At 56.8% G+C, this 20,487-nt stretch carries 23 protein-coding genes and 1 tRNA gene; 7 read left to right on the forward strand and 17 right to left on the reverse strand.

The annotated features are described in order from the left end of the window. Positions 1-362 precede the first annotated feature (362 nt). From AC19YT_RS00005 to AC19YT_RS00015, 3 genes are all read left to right on the forward strand, one after another. Positions 363-1,385 (forward strand): replication initiation protein, encoded by a 1,023-nt coding sequence (locus tag AC19YT_RS00005; protein WP_044272807.1) that lies wholly within the window; start codon positions 363-365, stop codon positions 1,383-1,385. A 214-nt stretch (positions 1,386-1,599) separates the two neighbouring features. Continuing rightward, a complete protein-coding gene (locus AC19YT_RS00010) occupies positions 1,600-2,274 on the forward strand; it encodes a hypothetical protein (protein WP_044272806.1) in 675 nt (224 codons plus the stop codon). A 69-nt stretch (positions 2,275-2,343) separates the two neighbouring features. Beyond that, positions 2,344-3,210, forward strand: a complete 867-nt coding sequence (locus AC19YT_RS00015) for a GTPase family protein (RefSeq protein WP_052439779.1) — start codon at positions 2,344-2,346, stop codon at positions 3,208-3,210. Positions 3,211-3,253: 43 nt separating this feature from the next. On the opposite strand, the gene AC19YT_RS00020 is transcribed toward AC19YT_RS00015, so the two are convergent. The 9 genes from AC19YT_RS00020 to dapA all read right to left on the reverse strand — a co-directional run bounded on the left by AC19YT_RS00020 (position 3,254) and on the right by dapA (position 9,355). Then, on the reverse strand, positions 3,254-4,030 hold the full coding sequence (locus AC19YT_RS00020; protein ID WP_044272805.1) for a hypothetical protein: 777 nt from the start codon (positions 4,028-4,030) through the stop codon (positions 3,254-3,256). Between the two features lie 19 nt (positions 4,031-4,049). After that, positions 4,050-4,361, reverse strand: a complete 312-nt coding sequence (locus AC19YT_RS00025; protein ID WP_044272804.1) for a cyclic-phosphate processing receiver domain-containing protein — start codon at positions 4,359-4,361, stop codon at positions 4,050-4,052. 57 nt (positions 4,362-4,418) lie between these two features. Continuing rightward, entirely contained in the window at positions 4,419-4,802 is a 384-nt protein-coding gene (locus AC19YT_RS00030) for a hypothetical protein (protein ID WP_152641137.1), read from the reverse strand. Then, entirely contained in the window at positions 4,774-5,274 is a 501-nt protein-coding gene (locus AC19YT_RS00035; RefSeq protein WP_044272802.1) for a hypothetical protein, read from the reverse strand. The genes AC19YT_RS00030 and AC19YT_RS00035 overlap by 29 nt, the downstream gene beginning before the upstream one ends. A gap of 390 nt (positions 5,275-5,664) precedes the next feature. Then, positions 5,665-5,754: transfer RNA gene (locus AC19YT_RS00040), tRNA-Ser, on the reverse strand. A gap of 83 nt (positions 5,755-5,837) precedes the next feature. After that, entirely contained in the window at positions 5,838-6,551 is a 714-nt protein-coding gene (purC, locus tag AC19YT_RS00045; RefSeq protein WP_095107200.1) for a phosphoribosylaminoimidazolesuccinocarboxamide synthase, read from the reverse strand. A gap of 28 nt (positions 6,552-6,579) precedes the next feature. Continuing rightward, complete coding sequence (locus AC19YT_RS00050; RefSeq protein ID WP_095107198.1) at positions 6,580-7,338, reverse strand: MBL fold metallo-hydrolase; 759 nt, start codon at positions 7,336-7,338, stop codon at positions 6,580-6,582. A gap of 5 nt (positions 7,339-7,343) precedes the next feature. Then, positions 7,344-8,459, reverse strand: a complete 1,116-nt coding sequence (gene bamC / locus AC19YT_RS00055) for an NlpB/DapX family lipoprotein (protein WP_095107196.1) — start codon at positions 8,457-8,459, stop codon at positions 7,344-7,346. 17 nt (positions 8,460-8,476) lie between these two features. Then, positions 8,477-9,355 carry a 4-hydroxy-tetrahydrodipicolinate synthase gene (dapA, locus tag AC19YT_RS00060; protein ID WP_095107194.1) on the reverse strand — a complete coding sequence of 293 codons (879 nt, stop codon included), beginning with the start codon at positions 9,353-9,355 and terminating at the stop codon, positions 8,477-8,479. Positions 9,356-9,673: 318 nt separating this feature from the next. On the opposite strand from dapA, the gene AC19YT_RS00065 reads away from it, so the two are divergent. Together AC19YT_RS00065 and AC19YT_RS00070 are read left to right on the forward strand one after the other, a co-directional pair. Beyond that, positions 9,674-10,234 (forward strand): glycine cleavage system transcriptional repressor, encoded by a 561-nt coding sequence (locus AC19YT_RS00065; protein ID WP_095107192.1) that lies wholly within the window; start codon positions 9,674-9,676, stop codon positions 10,232-10,234. 11 nt (positions 10,235-10,245) lie between these two features. Next, a complete protein-coding gene (locus tag AC19YT_RS00070) occupies positions 10,246-10,719 on the forward strand; it encodes a peroxiredoxin (RefSeq protein ID WP_095107190.1) in 474 nt (157 codons plus the stop codon). 54 nt (positions 10,720-10,773) lie between these two features. Here the strand turns inward: AC19YT_RS00070 and AC19YT_RS00075 are convergent, their stop codons facing one another. Then, a complete protein-coding gene (locus AC19YT_RS00075) occupies positions 10,774-11,844 on the reverse strand; it encodes an AI-2E family transporter (protein ID WP_095107188.1) in 1,071 nt (356 codons plus the stop codon). Between the two features lie 29 nt (positions 11,845-11,873). Beyond that, positions 11,874-12,113, reverse strand: coding sequence for a sulfurtransferase TusA family protein (locus AC19YT_RS00080; RefSeq protein WP_095107186.1), 240 nt, complete (start codon positions 12,111-12,113; stop codon positions 11,874-11,876). Positions 12,114-12,209: 96 nt separating this feature from the next. On the opposite strand from AC19YT_RS00080, the gene AC19YT_RS00085 reads away from it, so the two are divergent. After that, the gene (locus AC19YT_RS00085; protein ID WP_095107184.1) at positions 12,210-13,643 is read left to right on the forward strand and encodes a M48 family metalloprotease; all 1,434 of its coding nucleotides are present in this window, start codon (positions 12,210-12,212) and stop codon (positions 13,641-13,643) included. A 66-nt stretch (positions 13,644-13,709) separates the two neighbouring features. On the opposite strand, the gene AC19YT_RS00090 is transcribed toward AC19YT_RS00085, so the two are convergent. The 4 genes from AC19YT_RS00090 to rpoE form a co-directional block, all read right to left on the reverse strand. After that, entirely contained in the window at positions 13,710-15,137 is a 1,428-nt protein-coding gene (locus tag AC19YT_RS00090; protein WP_095107182.1) for a DegQ family serine endoprotease, read from the reverse strand. Positions 15,138-15,382: 245 nt separating this feature from the next. Next, positions 15,383-16,348, reverse strand: coding sequence for a MucB/RseB C-terminal domain-containing protein (locus AC19YT_RS00095; protein WP_500609512.1), 966 nt, complete (start codon positions 16,346-16,348; stop codon positions 15,383-15,385). 8 nt (positions 16,349-16,356) lie between these two features. Further along, entirely contained in the window at positions 16,357-16,941 is a 585-nt protein-coding gene (locus AC19YT_RS00100; RefSeq protein WP_095107178.1) for a sigma-E factor negative regulatory protein, read from the reverse strand. Between the two features lie 32 nt (positions 16,942-16,973). Then, on the reverse strand, positions 16,974-17,555 hold the full coding sequence (gene rpoE / locus AC19YT_RS00105) for an RNA polymerase sigma factor RpoE/AlgU (protein ID WP_003172477.1): 582 nt from the start codon (positions 17,553-17,555) through the stop codon (positions 16,974-16,976). Positions 17,556-18,118: 563 nt separating this feature from the next. Here rpoE and nadB point away from each other — a divergent pair. Next, positions 18,119-19,735: an L-aspartate oxidase gene (gene nadB, locus AC19YT_RS00110; RefSeq protein ID WP_095107176.1), complete on the forward strand. Its 1,617-nt coding sequence runs from the start codon at positions 18,119-18,121 to the stop codon at positions 19,733-19,735. Here the strand turns inward: nadB and AC19YT_RS00115 are convergent. Continuing rightward, positions 19,704-20,156: a protein YgfX gene (locus AC19YT_RS00115; RefSeq protein ID WP_500609513.1), complete on the reverse strand. Its 453-nt coding sequence runs from the start codon at positions 20,154-20,156 to the stop codon at positions 19,704-19,706. The genes nadB and AC19YT_RS00115 overlap by 32 nt on opposite strands. Beyond that, a complete protein-coding gene (locus tag AC19YT_RS00120; protein WP_095107172.1) occupies positions 20,140-20,394 on the reverse strand; it encodes an FAD assembly factor SdhE in 255 nt (84 codons plus the stop codon). The genes AC19YT_RS00115 and AC19YT_RS00120 overlap by 17 nt, the downstream gene beginning before the upstream one ends. Positions 20,395-20,487 lie beyond the last annotated feature (93 nt).

Here is a 20,487-nt window from a genome sequence, read left to right on the forward strand (position 1 = left end):
CCTGAGTCAGCTGCCGGTAATGCGTAGTCATCTGCGCTTGAATCCTTCGGTGTGAGAGCCTGGATTCTACCGGTGGCTGGCTCTCTGCCTCTCGTTTCAAGCGTTGCGCTTATTCTATGAATTCAGGCAACTAAAAGCCCTCCAAAGAGGGCAAACAAAATATCAAAATGAAGTCAACAACAGCCAGTAATTAAAAAGGTCAGAATCAAAGTCAAATCCAAGCTGTTAATTTATATTAGCATTTAAATCATCAAAACTTTCGAATAACCAAATATTTTTAGCATTATAATAAAAATCTCCCTTTCGGGAGATTTTACGATTCCATTTGTTATACTGAATGTGCCAACATTTTAATTATAACAATGCTTCAACAGAATCAGTATAACACTTTATTTGGAAACAACTGCGCATTAATCGAAAAAACATTAGAAAAATACAAATCTAATCTTCCATTAAAGCCATACTACACAGATGACTATTTTTACGGTAAGAAAATAGCCGGACACAACGTGGCTCTAAAATCGAGACATATCCAGCCAAATAGTAAAACCCATATCTATTACATGCTGTTCGATGTGGATAGACAAACGGCCTCTTTTGACTGGAACGACAGAAATCTGCCCTCCCCTCACCTCGTGGTGATAAACCCGGACAACGGGCATGCTCATCTTACATACATGCTTGAAACGAGCATCAAGAACGATGTGACCGGGCGTAAAAAGCCATACAACTATTACTCAGATGTGGAGCTTGGCTTGGCGATTAAGCTGGGCGCAGACCTTGCATATAACGCAACGCTTACGAAGAACCCCTTCAATAAAGGGTGGAGAACACTTTCGTTTGAGAGCGAGCCTTATGACCTTGGATACCTAAATGACTTCGTTGACACGGACATGGTGGCGGCTCATAAGATATCGAAAAAGCAAAAGGAGCAGGCTGCTGGTTACTCAACGAGTCGCAACTGTATGCTATTCGAAGCACTGAGAGTATGGGCTTACAAGAATTTTATGCATGACGACTTCCATTCAAATCTCGAAACCCATGCAGACCTTCTGAATAGCTTTGCGGCACCGCTGGGAGCTAACGAAGTCCGTTCAATCGTGCGTAGTGTCTATGACTTCGTAAACAAGAATTTCTCAGTAGAAAGACTGGCTGAACTGAAAAGCGAGCGTGCCAGACAATCTGGCTTGAAAGGGGGTGGCAGGCCAGTGATTCACGAAGAAAAGCCTTGGGAGCTTAAAGGAATTCCAGCGTCTACTTACTACTACAGAAAAACCAATGGAGTTAACGAGGATCGTCCAAATGCTTCTAAGGAGAAGCCGTGGATTAAGTTAGGTATTGGGAGAACCAAATGGTATGAGCTTGGAAAACCTAAAAGTACCTAATCGCGGACAAATATTGGAATTTAACTATATCAGGATAATAGCCGTAGGCTTATCTTGGAGATTGCTCTCTCCTATTAAATCCCTCCTATTTTTTCAAAAAATCATAACAAAAATTTGCAAAATGTCGTTCTGCTTCAAATTGAACGTCAAACACTTGAAGACCTCGTCACCATGACCATATACTACTCCGACAAGCACGGTAGGGAAGTTCAGCATGAAAATTAATTCAAAAACTAAATCCTCTCCCAGCAATCGCATCAATCAGATTATTGAGGGTCTCTTAAAAGCCAGCGACAAAGCAAACAAAAATGCGCAACTACCCCTTGCACGAATGCCAGAATATTTCATGGCAGTCCATGTTGCTGAGCATTTTGCTAATGAATTTGCGAATTTTGGATATCATCTCGAAGCATCGGTTAAGCAAACACTCAGCGATGCTGGCGTTGATGAAAGCGAAATTGAGGATCTGCTCCAAGATGAGAACCTGCGTGGTAATGGAAGGTTTGATCTCGTTATTCGAACAGGTAAAAAAAATCTACCTGCCCATATTCTCGAATTCAAGCGCGGCGCTCGAAGTGCCCACCTTCTGAAAGATTTTGAGCGTTTAGCCTACGTGAGCAAAATTGCTCACGATGGAGAAAAGCTCAAGACCAACTACATGGTATTCACCACCAAACGGCCTGAGTCAAAAATTGTAGCAATGCTTGATGCACAAGCAGAAGCACGAAAAACAAACCAGCCAAGAGCAAGAAACAAAGTAGCTTATGCCTTGAAAGCGTATGAGCCAATCTCCCACTGGGCGAAAGGGGATAAGACGCGAAAGCCACTTGATATGGCGATTGCGGTTGTCGAGATAAAATATACCCAAACCATATCTAAAAGGCACTAAAGTTTTTTGGGCGGCAGCCGATAAAGACACTGGATTATGCTTACCACCGCCTATTACAGGGATTGATAAATGCAAATCGAAGGTCCGAAAAACCCCTCGCTACAAGCTATCCTCGACAAAATTGAACAAACTCGTAACTACACACCAAAAGTGGGCATCTTTGGTAACTCTGGTGTAGGAAAGTCAAGCCTTTGTAACGCGCTTTTCGGCAAAAATGTCGCGAAAATCAGTGACGTTGAGGCTTGCACCCGCGAGCCACAAAGCATTTTCATCGGGACAGGTAAGACTGGCATCGAACTGATTGACCTTCCGGGCATCGGCGAAGATCCTGCGCGCCAGAAGGAATATGTCGCACTTTACGAAAGCCTTGCACCAGAGCTGGATCTCGTGCTTTGGACCATCAAAGCAGATGACCGAAACTACGCATCCGGCCTTGATGCGTATCAACAGATTTTCGGTAAGCGCGAAGGCTTGCCAGTAGTTTTTGTTATCACTCAGGTAGATAAGACTAACCCCCATCGCGAATGGGATTGGGATAATTTCACGCCAAGTGAAAAACAAGTCGCCAACGTTGCGATCAAAGAAAGGGACGTTTCTCGCCGCTTTGACATTTCTGCGAAAAATATTATTTCCGTAGCGGTGGGCGAGGAAAATCCGAACGAGAAATATAACGTTGTTGAACTCGTTGACCTTATCGTAGAGGTTCTACCCAACGAAAAAAAGTTTTCGTTCGCAAGGGAAGCAAAGGAGGACAACGTAAGCAACGAGTCCCGGCAAAAAGCCGAAAAAGGCGTGTGGGATAGCATCAAAGATTTTGCTGGTGATGCTTGGGATACCGTAAAAGATAAAGTGGTTGATAAGCTGATTGACTCTGCGCCTAAAATCTTCGCTGCTGCAGCTTCTGTCGTAAGCGGCTGGTTCAAAAAATGGTTCTGAGTTAGCAAGAAGGGGAGCTAAGCTCCCCTTTTCAAGGCTTTCTTTAAACCTTCACCTGCGCGGTATGGTGCCAAGCATTTATCTCCGAAATTATCCCCCACTGCCCGCTTCGTGACAGATATGCTGGGTGGTAAGTTCTGAAACTGAGGACCGGCAATTTAGGGTGTGAGAGCATCGAGGTCTTCTCCATCTCATATTGCTCAAAGCCCATCAACTCGACACCCGGAAACATCGCATAGAGGTGGGCATTATAGTTCGGCCCTGTGAAGAAGATAATCGACGTTGGTGCAAGGGCTTCAATTTCAGCGAGCAGCAATGCCGAACCGGCTTCACGCAGAAGCGCCGCCTCTTCGGCGGTCGCATTTTCGTATACGCTGCCGTTGTCCACAGACATCCTGAACAGGTTGGTCCATAACACCGCAGTCTCCGGCCCCTCGACCTCTTCACCCAAGGCGCTTCGAACGCTCCGGTAGGCTCGCCAGAACGGACTGTTGTAGTTTTCTGGCTGCTTGCGTGCAAACTCGAAGTCTCGATAGCCAGCAGTCAACGCCTCAACACCGTTATGTGTTTTCTGAAAGTCAGAGAAGTTTTCTATGGGTGCTTTTAGCTCAGGATAATAATCACCGGGATACCACTCCCACCCCAGCGTCTCCTGCCCGACGACCAAAACACGCTTTTCAGCATTTACCCAAGCATCTGAAACGTTCAGCAGGAGGGGTGGAGATGCACGCTCAGCAAAGTCCGCTGATAGCACTACATCACTTTTGAATTTTTCATAGAGCGCGTTCAGCGTCGTCTGAACATTCTGATTTACCGCCACAATCCATTCCTCGCGTTGGTTACTTCCAAGTTTTAGCTGATTCGGAAATCAGCTTTACCACAGACTCTACCCCGGCTTTCATTCTTTGTGCAGCAGCAGGATTCGCAGAATGAATCAGTATCGTAGGAGGTGAAAAGCCATTCAATGCCACCTCACGCTCAATCCAAAGAATCACGTCGTAGCCGGTGCCGCGCTGATCATCTCCCAAGTCATGGTCGAGGCTCAGCAGCTCAACAGTCCCGGTCATAAGCAGGCTGACCACTTCATCGGGCCAATAGGCCCGTATCCAGCCATCCGGCGTAGGGCGTTCATCATCCAAAAAAACCTTCATCACGCTGATCCATTTGACATGCGATTGCGTAGAAGCCCTTTGAGGTGTCGATTTGCGTCAGACCCGGAGATTATTTTTTTGCTTAGGTGTTTCAGCAGTGATCGTTTGATACACAAGCTCGTAAATGTTCTGAGCGATTGACTCGTCAAAATCTATGCGAAAGCCGGTGATCTTGATTCCCTCGCTCGACCAGCTCCCACCGTCTGACGAATTTGAGTAGACCCACCATATGGCTTTACCTTTCTCGACAACGAACCAATCCTCGTAGCCTGAAGGCGTGTGCTCACGCAACAGCGGCGTCGGATCACTCGGAGCCTTGTAGCCCCAAGCACGCCACCGGCTCACCTCTTCGCCTGCGCTACGAATGTGCGCTTGAATTGCGGCCCTCGTCAGCATCTCGGTTTTGCTCAGGTTAGGGAGATCTACCGAAAAGCTTTTCATACAGGTCATTTACCGTATTCAGCTTTTCGAACTGCCCTCTGTTCAACACTCGAATATTGGGCCTTTCCGCTTTTACGCCACCCGCATCGCCTTTCGTGTGCCTCGCGATTTTCAGATGATCCAGACTTGGCAAGGGAAACCCCGGTGCCGCCCCATAGAAATAATATGGCCCCAGCTCGAGGGTTTCATTGTTGAAATAGACCAGCACCACGCAACCAGATGGCTTCTTTGCCAAGGCGATATGGATCTTCTGCGATGCCGTCGCTGACCCCACGAACGCCGCCTTGAGCTGGATATGCCTGATGACCCCATTTGACTCAGCAATGATGTCGTAGCCTGAGTTATCGACTTCCGGCTTCGCTATCTCAAGGGTGAAGTCTTTGCTAAGCCACGAGAATTTCAGCAGCTCGCCAATGAGCAGGTGCTCAATCAGCTTTTCACGATATGAGGAATGCAACGAGTGCTCTGACATTTTTCGTCCGTGACTGGAAGGTGCTCAGCGATCCTAACCAATCCAACCTGAAAAATCATTTTGCGGCCTCTGGTGATGGTCGTTGAAAGCGGCGCAGCCAGTGCCCTGTAATAGCGTTTCAGAGGTATCGAACGCTTTCCCAAGGGCCAATACCGCCCTGCAGCTGGATGAGGCTTGTAACGAGCCACAGCCATATAGACGCACGTAGTCAGCGGTTTTATTGCGTAGCTTCGCTGCAGGAGCAGGATAAGGGCGGGGGTGATTCAGACAGGCACAAAAAAACGGCGATTTATGCGTCGTGGGTAGCTACAAAAATTGCTACAAACCACTGCTACAAATCGCCGTTTCGCTACCTTCGTAAGTCATTGATTTACAAAGGATTTTCTATAATGGCGGAGAGATAGGGATTCGAACCCTAGGTACCGGTGAAGGTACAACGGATTTCGAATCCGTCCCATTCGGCCACTCTGGCATCTCTCCAACGGCGCGCATCATAACAGCACATTTGCCTTAAGCGAACCCCCAAGAGCAAAAAAATCCGTGCTATCAGATGCTTGCGTCGATTAAAGTGGTACGCCCAGACGGTTGGCGACTTCTTCGTAGGCTTCGATCACGCCACCCAGACCCTGGCGGAAGCGGTCCTTGTCCATTTTCTTGCCGGTGTCTTTGTCCCACAGGCGGCAGCCATCCGGGCTGAATTCGTCGCCCAGGACGATAGAGCCGTCGTGGAACACGCCGAACTCCAGCTTGAAGTCCACCAGCAGCAGGCCGGCGTCGTCGAACAGTTTGCTCAGGACGTCATTGACCTTGAGGGACAACTCTTTCATGCGCGCCAGTTGCTCGGCGGTACCCCAACCGAACGCCACAACGTGGGATTCGTTGATGAACGGGTCGCCCTTGGCGTCGTCCTTGAGGAACAGCTCGAAGGTATAGGGATTGAGCTTGAGGCCCTCTTCCACGCCGAGGCGTTTGACCAGGCTGCCGGCGGCGTAGTTACGTACGACGCACTCGACCGGGATCATGTCGAGTTTCTTCACCAGGCATTCGTTGTCGCCCAGCAGTTTGTCGAATTGGGTCGGAACACCGGCCGCTTCGAGTTTCTGCATGATGAAGGCGTTGAACTTGTTGTTCACCATGCCTTTGCGGTCCAGCTGTTCGATGCGCTTGCCGTCGAACGCCGAGGTGTCGTTGCGAAACAGCAGGATCAAGCGGTTGGCGTCGTCGGTCTTGAAAACCGACTTGGCTTTGCCGCGGTAGAGTTCTTCACGTTTTTCCATGATGGGCTCCGCTTGCTAAGTAGATGGGCTAGGCGATATGTCGCCAGTCGAGCCCTGAATCTTGATCGGCCAGTTGCAGCCAGTCCGGGTCGCACCCGAGGGTGTCGACGAAACATTGCCGGGCCAGCTGCGGCAGGTTGTTCTTGCTGCTCAGATGGGCCAGGACCAGGTGTTGCAGGCCTTTGTAACCCAACTCGGACACCAGGAGCGCTGCCTGGTGGTTGTTCAAATGTCCCAGTTCGCCGCCGACCCGCTGCTTGAGAAAGTACGGGTAGTGGCCACGGGCAAGCATGTCGCGGCAGTGGTTGGACTCGATCATCAAAGCATCCAGGCCACGGTAGCTATCCAGCACCCGGGCGCAATACGAGCCCAGGTCGGTCAGCAGGCCGAAGCGCCGCTGGCCATCGCTGAACACGTACTGCGTCGGCTCTTGCGCATCATGGGCCACAGCAATCACGTCAATGTCCAGCGCACCGATGCGCAGTTGTTCACCACCGGCCAGAAAACCTGCCGGCTCAATGGGTTTGCGCATCCCGCGCAGGGTGCCGCGACTGAGGTAGACCGCAAGATCGTAGCGCCGAGACAGCAAACCCACGCCATGCACGTGGTCGGCATGTTCGTGGGTCACGAGTATCGCGCTCAACTGCGCCGGGTTCACACCCAGGCGCAGCAGGCGTTTTTCGGTTTCCCGCAGGGAGAAACCACAATCGACCAAGACATACGTGTCATCACAGGCCACAAGCGTGCCGTTCCCTTGGCTACCGCTGCCGAGAACGGCAAAACGCATGATGATTAACCCAGGTTGTCCTGAATGACGCCCAACACTTTGCGCGCCACTTCGGCGGGAGCAACGGTGTTGATGTTTTTCTCGACGGTGACTTGCACGTTGTCGCCGACCTTGCTCAGGCGAACCTGATAGCGCTCGGCGCGGGCTTCGATTTCTTCCTTGGCCGGCTTGCTGCCAAACAACTTGCCGAAGAAGCCTGGCTCGTCGTTTTTCTTCTCGGCTTTTTCGGCGAGGTTGATGTAGTACAGGCCCAGGCTGCGGTTGATGTCTTCAACGCGCCATTCGCCCTGCTCGAGAGCACGGCCAACGCTCGACCAGGCACGGTCAAGGTCTTCACCCAGGTTGAGCACGACGTTGCCGCTGCCGTCCTCGGTGAGGCTGACACGGCTCGGCGTATCGAAATCGCGGGCAGCGAGCAGGGACACGGAACCGCCCTTCTCGGCGCTGCGGGTCATGCTGGCGAGCATTTCGTCCACCAGGGCCGCGTCCAGGCCAGCGTTGAGCGAACGGTTGGTGAACTCGACATTGGCCGTGCTGCCGGCAGGACGCTCGGCGCTGACCACATAGACTTCACTGGTATTGCGTTGCACGCCTGGCTCGATGCGCACCCGTACGCGGGTTTCGCTGTCGGCGGCGATGCCGGCACTGGCCAGGCGCTTGGCCATGGACGCCGACAATTCGTCAGCGCGCTGCCAGGTGGTGGTGAATTCACCAGTTTGCGGGCGCTGTTCATCCAGGCGAAAACCGTTGTCTTGGAAGAACTGCACCGCCACCGGCCAGACTTCGGCCGGGGCGTGCTGGGCCATGACCCAGCGCGACTCGCCGCTTTTCTGCAGGCTGTAGTCGCTGGCATCGGCCAGGGCCGACAGCGGTTGCGGGCGGGGCACTTCGTACTCGCCTTTGACGCTGTCGTCGGCCACGTTGCGCGGGATCGGCAACAGCGGGTCCAGACGCTTGGCGGTGGTGACGTCTGGCGGCAATTGCATCGGTGCAGTCTGTTGTGCTTCCAGGTAATCGCTACCACGGTCGCGGAAGTAACCTTCCGGGCCCCAGATCCATCCACAGCCGCTGGTGCTGGAGATAATCAAGGCAAGTGCGGAAAGTCCGGCCAATCGCTTCATGCGTAGTGCTTCCTCAATTAAACCAGGACGCCGGACTGGCGCATGGCCTGCCGCAGCGGTTCGTGACAGGCAGGGCTGAGCCAGGTGAGCGGCAGACGGATACCGTCCGGCATCAGGCCCATCTCATGCAAAGCCCACTTCACGGGGATAGGGTTGGATTCGATAAACAGGGTTTTATTGAGCGGCATCAGTTTTTCATGGATGGCCCGGGCCTTGTCGGCCTCGCCATTGAGGGCCGCGATGCACAGGTCGCTCATGTCACGCGGTGCGACGTTGGCGGTCACGGAGATGTTGCCCTTGCCACCGAGCAGGATCAGTTCGACGGCGGTTGCGTCGTCACCGGAAATCACCAGGAAATCCTTGTTCACGCCATCAAGGATGGCCTTGGCGCGTTGCAGGTCGCCGGTGGCTTCCTTGATGCCGATGATGTTCTTCACGGTGGACAGGCGGATTACGGTCTCGGCCTGCATGTCACACGCGGTACGGCCAGGCACGTTGTAGAGGATCTGCGGGATGTCCACCGCCTCGGCAATGGCGCGAAAATGCTGGTACAGGCCTTCTTGCGTCGGCTTGTTGTAGTACGGGGTGACCAGCAGGCAGGCATCGGCGCCGGCGGTCTTGGCGTTAGTGGTCAGCTCGATCGCTTCGCGCGTCGAGTTGGCGCCGGTACCGGCAATTACCGGGATGCGCCCGTCAACCTGCTTGACCACGCGACGGATCACTTCGATGTGCTCGTTCACGTCCAGGGTCGCTGACTCACCCGTGGTGCCGACTGCCACGATGGCGTGGGTGCCGTTTTGCAGGTGAAAGTCCACCAGTTTGCTCAGGCTGTCCCAGTCGAGACGACCCTGTGCATCCATGGGTGTGACCAGTGCCACCATACTGCCCGCAATCATGCAACCGCTCCTGCCGGAAAAAGAGAGCGGTAATGGTACTGGCGACAAGATGCTTGCACAAGCGAAGTACCATTCCCCTTAGCGATGGTTTTCGCTACCCTCTCAGGCTTTGATCGGTGCCGATTAGCCCGTGTGGCGGATTCCAGCCTTCGTTTTTGGCTCAAGCCCCCCTGTTCAAGCGCTGTTGCTGCCGGTTCCCAGACTCTTGGGACCGAGGGTGGCAGTGTTGCCAGGGAACTTGCCATGGGCCCAAGGCTGCGCAGTTGCCCTACACGGACCCGCCCTGGCACCGACCGCTCATCGCTTTAGGAATGCTGCATGTCCACCCCCACAGTTCGCGAACAATTCCTTGTTATCAGTGCCCTTGGCGCCAACCCCATGGAGCTGACTAACGTCCTGTGCCGCGCCAGCCATGAAAATCGCTGCGCGGTGGTCACCTCCCGGCTGACTCGCCACGGCGAGTGCAGTGCGCTGGTGCTGCAGATTTCCGGCAGCTGGGACGCCCTGGCGCGCCTGGAAGCCGGCCTGCCGTCACTGGCCAAGAAGCACGCCTTCACCGTCAATGTGGTGCGCAGCGCCGCACTGGAGAACCGTCCCGAGGCCTTGCCCTACGTGGCGTATGTCAGCGCGGCGTACCGCTCGGACATCGTCAACGAACTGTGCCAGTTCTTCATCGACCACCACGTCGAGCTGGAAAACCTCACCTGCGACACTTACCTGGCCCCGCAAACCGGCGGCACCATGCTAAACGCAACCTTCACCGTGACCCTGCCGCCCGGCGTGCAGATCAGTTGGTTGCGCGATCAGTTCCTGGATTTCGCCGACGCGCTGAACCTGGATGCCCTGATCGAACCCTGGCGCCCACAGAACCCCATGTAAGGAAGCATTCAATGGCCGTTGCCATCGATACACCCGTTGCCCACTTCGAGGCCCCGGCCACCGGCGGCCAGACCTTCAGCCTCGACGGGCTCAAGGGCAAGCAGGTGGTGCTCTACTTCTACCCCAAGGACAGCACGCCGGGTTGCACCACCGAGGGCCAGGGTTTTCGCGATCATTACCCGCAGTTCCAGGCCGCCAACACCGAGGTGTTCGGCGTTTCTCGCGACAGCTTGAAGTCCCATGAAAACTTCAAGGCCAAGCAGGCGTTCCCGTTCGAGCTCATCAGCGACAAGGACGAAGCCGTCTGCCAATTGTTCGACGTCATCAAGCTCAAGAAGCTCTATGGCAAGGAATACATGGGCGTTGACCGCAGCACATTCCTGATCGACAAGGACGGCGTGCTGCGCCAGCAATGGCGTGGCGTGAAGGTGCCCGGCCATGTGGAGGCGGTGCTGGCCGCCGCCCAGGCCCTCGACAAGGCCTGATTGCTCAAACCCTTCGCGGGCAGCGCCAAGCCTGCCCGCGACCCCACCCAAACGTCAGAGCAACGGAGCGACCACCGCCTCCTTGCGCGGCCAGGCATCGAGCACAGCCTTGAACAGGGTGGCCAGCGGGATGGCGAAGAAAATCCCCCAGAAGCCCCATAACCCGCCAAACAACAGCACCGCGCAGATGATTGCCACCGGGTGCAGGTTGACCGCCTCGGAGAACAGCAACGGCACCAGCACGTTGCCGTCGAGGGTCTGGATGATGCCGTACACCGCCATCAGGTAAATGAACTGATCGCTCCAGCCCCACTGGAACAGCGCGATCAAGGTCACCGGCACCGTGACCACCACCGCCCCGACATAGGGCACCACCACCGACACCCCTACCAGCAGGGCCAGCAGCGCGGCATAGTTCAAGCCCAGGGTGACAAAGGCGATGTAGGTCACGCCACCGCAGATGAAGATCTCGATCACCTTGCCACGAATGTAGTTGGCGATCTGGCGGTTCATGTCCTGCGCCACACGGGTAATCAGCGCACGCTCACGGGGCAGATAACCGCGCACCCAACGTCCGATCATCTGGCGGTCCTTGAGGAAAAAGAACACCAGGATCGGCACCAGCACCAGGTAGATCATGATGTTGACCAGCAACGGCAGGCTCGACAGCGAAAACGTCAGTGCCCATTGCCCGAACTTGCCGATCTCGCCCCGCGCGGCCTCGATGGCTTGTAGCACTTGTTCGTCGGAAACCAGGTGGGGATAACGCTCAGGCAACAGCAACAACAGCGATTGCCATTTAGCCAGCATCCCGGGCAATTCGTTGAACAGGGTGATGACCTGATGCCAGAGCAACGGCACCACGACCAGGATAAACACCAGTAACAACCCCATGAACAGGGCGAACACCAGGCCCACAGCCACGCCACCGGGCACCCGCAAGCGCTCCAGGCTGACGACCAGGCCTTGCATCAGGTAGGCCAGCACCATTCCCGCCAGTACCGGCGCCAGCATGCCGCCCAGGGTCAGGACGGCGGTAAAGGCCAAAAACAGCAGTACCGCCAGCACCACGGCTTCTTCATCGGAGAAGTAACGCTGAACCCAATCGCGTAGCACTTTGAACATCTAACTTCCTTAGGCAATCAATACCGGCTTCAGGCCTTGCGCAACCAATAGCGGTAGACGCCTGCCTCGTCTTCTTCATGCAGCAGCGTATGACCGGCCAATCGGGCAAAGGTGCGGAAGTCGCGCTGGGAACCGGCGTCGGTGGCGATCACCTTAAGCACCGCGCCACTGGCCAGGCGATTGAGTTCCAGCTTGGCCTTGAGCAGCGGTAGCGGGCAGTTCAGACCGCTGGCGTCCAGTTCGGCGTCGTGCGCCACAGCATCGCTCATCGAGCCACTCCTGACAGTTTTCAAGCCGCCTAGATTATCTGGTCTGATCGCAACTGTCCGGCTACAGTAAGGCCTTTGTCGATTAAGGCTTTGTGCATGACTTTTCTGCGCCCTACCCTACTGACGCTCGCTTGCCTGCTCGCCTCACCGGGCTTCGCCGACGACTTGCCGTCACTCGGCGACGCCAGTTCTGCCATTGTCTCGCCACAACAGGAACACCAATTGGGCCGCGCCTGGCTGGCCCTGCTGCGCAGCCAGGTGTCGCAACTCAACGACCCGCAACTCAAGGACTACGTCGAAACCAGCGTGTACAAACTGGTGGAGACCAGCCAGGTCAATGATCGGCGCCTGGAGTTCATCCTGATTAACAGCCCGCAACTCAACGCCTTCGCGGCACCTGGCGGGATCATCGGTGTCAACGGCGGCCTGTTTCTCAACGCCCAGACCGAGGGTGAATACGCGTCCGTACTGGCTCACGAACTGGCCCACTTGTCCCAACGCCACTTCGCCCGTGGTGTCGAGGCCCAGCAACGCATGCAGGTACCGATGATGGCCGCCCTGCTGGCCGGCATCATCGTCGCCGCCGCGGGGGCCGGCGATGCCGGGATCGCGGCCATTGCCGGCACCCAGGCCGCAGCGATCCAGGAACAGCGCCGCTTCTCCCGGCAAAACGAGCAGGAAGCCGACCGCATCGGCATCCTCAACCTGGAAAAGGCCGGGTATGACCCACGCTCCATGCCCACCATGTTCGAGCGCCTGATGCGCCAGTACCGCTTCGATGCCAAGCCGCCCGAATTTCTACTCACTCACCCGGTGACCGAATCCCGTATCGCCGACACCCGCAACCGCGCCGAACAGGCCGGCCCCGGCGGCACCGAAGACAGCCTGCGCTATCAACTGGTGCGTGCCCGGGTGCAACTGATCTACGAAGAAACCCCCGGCCTAGGCGCCAAGCGCTTTCGCGCCCAACTCGAAGAGAACCCGAAAAACGACGTGGCGCGCTATGGCCTAGCCATCGCCCAGATCAAGGGCGGCCAGTTGAACGAAGCGCGGGAGAACCTCAAGCAATTGTTGGCCAAGGCCCCCAACGACATCACCTACAACCTGGCCCAGGTCGACCTGGACATCACCAACAATCGTCTGCCCGACGCCCAGTCGCGGGTCGAGCGGATGCTCACCCAATACCCGGGCAACTATCCGCTCAACGAAGTGCGCGTCGATCTGCTGCTCAAACAGAATCGCGCCGCCGATGCCGAGAAAGCCCTGGAAAGCCTACTCAAGACCCGCCCCGACGATCCGGATGTCTGGTATATGGTGGCCGAAACCCGCGGGCTTTCCGGCAACATCATCGGCCTGCACCAGGCCCGCGCCGAATATTTCGCCCTGGTGGGCGATTACCGCCAGGCCATCCAGCAACTGGACTTCGCCAAGCGCCGCGCCGGCAGCAACTTCCCGCTGTCGTCGCGCATCGATGCCCGGCAGCGGGAGTTGATGGACCAGGAGCAGATGGTCAAGGACATGATGCGCTGATCCTCGCCAGTAAATGGCAGACCCAAAAAAACCGCCTCCCTGGAGGCGGTTTTTTTGTTGCGACCGTTACTCAGCCAGTTTGAACGTGATGAAGCTGGCGCGCCCTTGGCGCAGCACCCGCATCGATACCGAACGGTTCTTCGGCAACGCCTTAGCGATATCCGTGAACTCCTTGGCCGAACCGATGGCCTGGTTGTTCAGGTGAGTAATCACATCGCCAGGTTGCAGGCCGATCAGGGCCGCAGGACCGTCCTGCACTTCCTTGATGACCACGCCGCCCTTGAGGTCAAAGGCTTTCTTCTGCTCGGCGGTCAACTCAACCACCGCTACGCCGAGGCGATTGCTGCTGCGCTCAACGCCGGATTTACCCAAGGCGCTCAGTTCCGCACCTTCCTCAGGGATAGCACCGACCGTCAGCTCGACATTGGTGCGCTTGCCCTCACGGATAACTTCCAGCGCGGCCTTGGAGCCGGCCTTGAGTGCGCCAACCAGGTGCGGAAGGTCTGCCGACATCACAATGGGCTGGCCATTCATGCTCAGGATTACGTCACCCACTTGCAGGCCGCCCTTGGCCGCCGGGCCGTCATCCTGGATCTGCGCCACCAGCGCACCGGCCGGCTTGTCCAGGCCGAACGACTCGGCCAAATCCTTGTTCACTTCCTGGATTACCACGCCCAACCAGCCACGGCTGACCTTCCCGCCCGCTTTCAACTGGTTCGACACATCCATCGCGACATCGATGGGGATCGCGAAGGACACACCCATGAAGCCGCCGGAACGGGTATAGATCTGCGAGTTGATGCCGACCACTTCACCGGCCAGGTTGAACAACGGGCCACCGGAGTTGCCCGGGTTGATCGGCACGTCGGTCTGGATGAACGGCACGTAGTTTTCGTTCGGCAGGCTACGGCCAATAGCGCTGACGATGCCTTGGGTGACCGTGTGGTCAAAGCCAAACGGCGAACCGATCGCCACGACCCATTGCCCAGCCTTCAGGTCCTGGGACTTACCCAGCTTCAGCACAGGCAGGTCCTTGCCTTCGATTTTCAGCAGCGCCACGTCGGAGCGTGGGTCGGTGCCTACCAACTTGGCCTTGAGCTCGCTGCGATCGGCCAGGCGAACCAGGATTTCGTCGGCGTCGGCAATCACATGGTTGTTGGTCAGGATGTAGCCATCGGGGGAGATGATAAAACCCGAGCCCAGGGATTGGGCCTCGCGCTGACGGCCACCGCCCGGCGAACGGGGCTGCTGGGGCATGCCGCGCTCGAAGAACTCACGCAGCATCGGCGGCAAGCCTTCCAGGTCCGGCATCTGCGCGGAAACCTTGCGGTCCGGCAGCTTCTGAGTGGTACTGATGTTCACCACCGCAGGCGATGCCTGCTCGACCAACTGCGTAAAGTCAGGCAAATCGGCCGCCAGCGCCGGGACAGCCTGCCCAAGCACCAGGACGGTGGCAAAAATGGATAAATAGGACTTCAAACGTGGTATCGACATACGGCTCCCGTTACGACGAACATGGTTAAGCAATATGGAGCAAAAGCCGGCACAGAGGCTACACCGGGGCTTTTGTTCCGGGAACAACAAAACAAGGCCAGAGCCGAGCGGCCCTGACCTATAGAAAAAAAATGTGGTTTTTGCAAATTGAAATACTCACCAAACATTTCGAGATCTCAAGGATGGCGTGGACATTGCTGGCCTTGCACAACCAATAAACCGCTTGATGAGCACCATATGCGAATTCACGGCTTGGGGAGAGATGTGTTGGAACGCATCGAGAGCGCAACCCGTTCAGCAGTACCCATCGGCACTTCGCCCACGACGGTCACTCTCACTTCCCCTTCAGGCGTCGCTAAACGCCGAGAGACCGCAACCGTAGGGCCCAACTGCACCCGCGTATCCATCACCTCAGCGCCATTCACCGGCTCAAGAAACACCGAGAAGCGCGCCAAGCCGTCGTCATACATCAAACTGCTGACGGTGGTCTTGGTCTCAGGATCAATACGCGCACTGCTATTGGCCAACTCGAAGCCTGCCGGCAGCCAGTCTGAACGCCAGGCTTGCTCCACGTTTGCGGCCGCAACCTGATCGGTGGAGAGCGCTACCGGCTTGCACTCACGGCTAGCCTGCATCTGTGCGTCAGTGGGGATGTCGTCAGTGTCCAGCCCAGTGAACTGGAATCGTTCGAGCAACTGCCCCTTGTCATTCAGCAGAAGCGACTTAAGCGGCAAGCCGGTTTCCCGATCCAGATGCAGCTCAAAGCCATAACGATGCTGATCCTTGGGCGTCAGGGCGACAATCACTGCCGCGCGCCCAGCGACACGCGACTTGCCAATGACGGCAAGGTCGTACCATTTCTTAAGTTTTTGCGGATCCAAGGCCTCGGCAGACGCTTCAGGCGCCGCCCCTAACCCAGAGATAAAAGCACAGCTGACACACTGGGTACGGCCACCGACTCGCACCACTTCTTGCGCGGAGCCATCGAGCTGGAGCATACGCTCATGAACGGTGCCATCATGGACGCGGTGCCAGATTTCGTGGGTAGAAAAACTACCGTTACGCTCGTAAACGAAAGTCCCCTGGAAACTCTGCTGTCGCTGCGCCTGGCTCAGACGATTCAACCATTGCGCAGCTTCATCGGCATGGGCTGGCTCGATGAGCCAGCCGTTCAGCAAAAGCATCGTTGCCGCTAGAGGTAAAACGCGCATGCGCCTCCTTACTTAGCGACTTCCTGGCTGGCCGCACGAGCGTAAGGCAATGCACTTTCAGTCCCTTTAAGGGCGGCCTGCTGAGCATGCTGGCGCAAGAAACCTGGCACGCGCTGATCCTGCGGCTGAGCCTGCATCACGCCGTTGGTCATGGGGCCTGCGACCTCGGAGCTTTCCTTGTAGCCTGCCAACACTGCCGGACCTTTGACCTGCGGTGCGGCCAGGGTTGCCTGATGGGACTGCTGGGCCAATTCGACGCCAGCGATATCGTCCTGGTTGTACAGGCGCACGCCTGCCAACACAGCGACCGTCACGGACGCGGCAACCGCCAGACGACCCAGGCTGCGCCACGGGCCGCGAGTAACCTTGGCCGGCACGGCTTCATCAGCCAGGGCTGCGGAGACAGCCGCCGAGATGTCCATGCGAGGGAGCAACAACTCCTTGTGCATGGCTGCCCGTGCAACCTGATAACGAGCCCAGGTATCGCGGGTTTCAGTCTCGTCAAAGGCATTCAATACCCGACGTAATTCCAGTTCGTCCGCTTCGTTATCCATCACTGCGGACAGCGATTCCTGCAGGGCTTCACGACTCATGGCGGTTCCTCTCTTGGCTGTCGCCGCTGTCTTTAGTTTTCCTGCAACAACGGCTGCAGGGCTTTATCGATGGCTTCCCGAGCGCGGAAAATCCGGGAGCGCACGGTACCCACTGGACATTGCATGACGCTTGCAATGTCCTCGTAACTCAGACCGTCGAATTCACGCAAAGTTAAAGCTGTGCGCAAATCTTCTGGTAATTGCTGGATGGTTCGATGGACTGTGCCTTCGATCTCATCACGCAACAGGGCCCGCTCCGGTGACTCAAGGTCTTTAAGACCATGGTCGCCATCATAGAACTCCGCATCTTCAGAACTGACATCACTATCCGGTGGCCTGCGACCGCGGGAAACCAGATAGTTTTTCGCCGTATTGATGGCGATGCGGTACAGCCATGTATAAAAGGCGCTGTCGCCGCGAAAATTACCAAGCGCACGGTAAGCCTTGATAAAGGCCTCTTGTGCAACGTCCTGGGCTTCATGGGTGTCGTGCACAAATCGCACGATCAACCCGAGAATTTTGTGCTGGTATTTCAGCACTAGCAGATCAAACGCTCGCTTGTCGCCACGCTGTACGCGCTCGACCAGCTGCTGATCCTCTTCCTGGGTTAGCATGAACACTCCTCGATGAACTCAGAGGAGGCTTGCATTACCAAATGACCGGACTTGCAAACATAGACTCGGGCTTTTCGCAAAAGTTCTCCCCCTCCAAGCAAGTTTCCTGTGAGCTCTGATCTGGCACACACGAAAAACGCAGCTCGGGCATGGCCGGCTGCGCGAATAATCTTGTCGTCGACCCTTTTCCGGGAACCGGTTCACCCGTTTCCCGCAATAACCGACGCTATCCCTTTCCTACGGGCAACCTTCTATTGAGCCTGACGGCACAGTAAAAGTTCCCAGCGTTATAACCGCCTTCGATGAACATTGTGCAACCATGTCGGGAAAAAGCGCCCTTCATCGTCGATATTCGCCTAGGGCGGAATTCTTCGTGAAAGCAGCAGCCTTTAGACCCGGCCAGCTAATAGTACCTGTCACGGTAGTTTCACAATGCCATGAACGCCCGGCTATTGTGCCGATCCACCCCTCTATATACTAGTCGCCTGTGTGGCTGTCTTGACTCGCCGTTCCAGGTGTCTTGCGCCAACCCCGACCCGGGTCGCATCGAGCGGAATCCTGAAATGAGCCAACAGTTTCAATACGATGTTCTGGTGATTGGCAGCGGCGCTGCCGGTTTGAGCCTTGCCCTGACCTTGCCCGGCCACCTGCGCATTGCCGTGCTGAGCAAGGGCGACCTGGCCAGCGGTTCGACCTTCTGGGCCCAGGGCGGCGTCGCCGCCGTGCTGGATGACACCGACACCGTCGAATCCCATGTCCAAGACACCCTCAATGCCGGCGGCGGTCTGTGCCACGAAGATGCCGTGCGCTTCACCGTCGAGCATAGCCGCGAAGCCATCCAATGGCTGATCGATCAAGGCGTGCCGTTTACTCGCGACGAACAATCCGGCACCGAGGACGGCGGTTTCGAGTTCCACTTGACCCGCGAAGGCGGGCACAGCCATCGGCGCATCATCCACGCTGCCGACGCCACGGGCGCCGCGATCTTCAAGACCCTGCTGGCCCAAGCCCGGCAGCGCTCGAACATCGAGTTGCTGGAGCAACGGGTCGCCGTGGACTTGATTACCGAAAAACGCCTGGGCCGCGACGGTGACCGCTGCCTGGGCGCCTATGTGCTCAACCGTGGCACTGGCGAAGTGGACACCTACGGCGCGCGCTTCACCCTGCTTGCCTCTGGCGGCGCGGCGAAGGTCTACCTCTACACCAGCAACCCCGACGGTGCCTGCGGTGATGGCATTGCCATGGCCTGGCGCTCGGGCTGCCGCGTGGCCAACCTGGAGTTCAACCAGTTCCACCCCACGTGCCTGTATCACCCGCAGGCCAAGAGTTTTCTGATTACCGAAGCCCTGCGAGGGGAAGGCGCCCACCTAAAGCTGCCCAACGGCGAGCGCTTCATGCAGCGTTTCGACCCCCGCGCCGAGTTGGCGCCCCGGGATATCGTGGCCCGCGCCATCGACCACGAGATGAAGCGCCTGGGCATCGACTGCGTGTACCTGGACATCAGCCACAAGCCCGAAGCCTTCATCAAGAACCACTTCCCCACCGTCTATGAGCGCTGCCTGGAGTTTTCCATCGACATCACCCGCCAACCCATCCCGGTGGTGCCCGCTGCGCACTACACCTGCGGCGGTGTGATGGTGGACCAGCAGGGCCGCACCGATGTGCCCGGCCTGTATGCCATTGGCGAAACCAGTTTCACCGGTTTGCACGGCGCCAACCGCATGGCCAGCAACTCGCTGCTGGAGTGTTTTGTCTATGCCCGCTCGGCAGCGGCCGACATTGTCGAGCAGCTGCCCCGGATCGGCGCGCCTGACACCCTGCCGGCATGGGATGCCAGTCAGGTTACCGATTCCGACGAAGACGTCATCATCGCCCACAACTGGGATGAACTCCGGCGCTTCATGTGGGACTACGTAGGCATCGTGCGCACCAACAAACGCCTGGCGCGGGCCCAGCACCGGGTGCGCTTGCTGCTCGATGAGATCGACGAGTTCTACAGTAACTACAAGGTCAGCCGGGACTTGATCGAACTGCGCAACCTCGCCCAGGTAGCAGAACTGATGATCCGCAGCGCCATGGAACGCAAGGAAAGCCGCGGGCTGCACTACACGCTCGATTACCCGAACCAACTGGAACAGGCCCTGGACACTATTCTGGTGCCGCCCACCTACGCCGACTGAACTTGAGACGAACCCGCAGGCGCCGATGCACCTCCGGCGCCAGCCCATCGCGCGGCACACACACCGCACGTACCCGGCGCTGGCCGCGCAAGCGAAAACGCAGCACCACCATCATCGGCAGCGCCAGGCTGTCACGGCGCAATTGCACGGCCTGCCAGCCATCGGCGGCGTTCCATAGTTGCCAGCCGTCAGCGTCACGACGCAGGGCGCAGAAGGCTGTGGGATGGGTCAGCAGGATATGCCGCGGCAGGGTCCAGGCCCCGTGGCCCAGGCACAACACGACAGCGGCCAGACGTGCCCAACCGCCAATATCAAGGGCAAGCAACGAACCCAGCGCGAACAGCTGGGCCAGGAGATAGGCCGCCAGCAGGTACCGTGAGGCATGCCAGCGGCATTCAAAGTGATTACTTGGGCTGAACACGGTCCAGGATCATGCGAACCATGCGCTGCAACTCGGGGTCTTCGGATTCGCTGCGCTCCATGAACCAGCCGAACATATCCTGGTCTTCGCATTCGAGCAGCCTGACGTAGCAGTCGCGGTCAACCTGATTCAGATGGGGGTAAACCTCCCTGACGAACGGCACCAGCAACACGTCCAGCTCAAGCATGCCGCGGCGGCTGTGCCAGTAAAGGCGATTCAGTTCAACGTCTTCGACCATGGAACGCTCCTCAAATAGGGCGCAAGTATACAGCCCGTAATGGCCAGGGCCAGTCGGCTTTGGTCGGCCACCGCCGATCCTTTGGAAACTACC

It is taken from the genome of Pseudomonas sp. MF08875 (assembly GCF_059862525.1).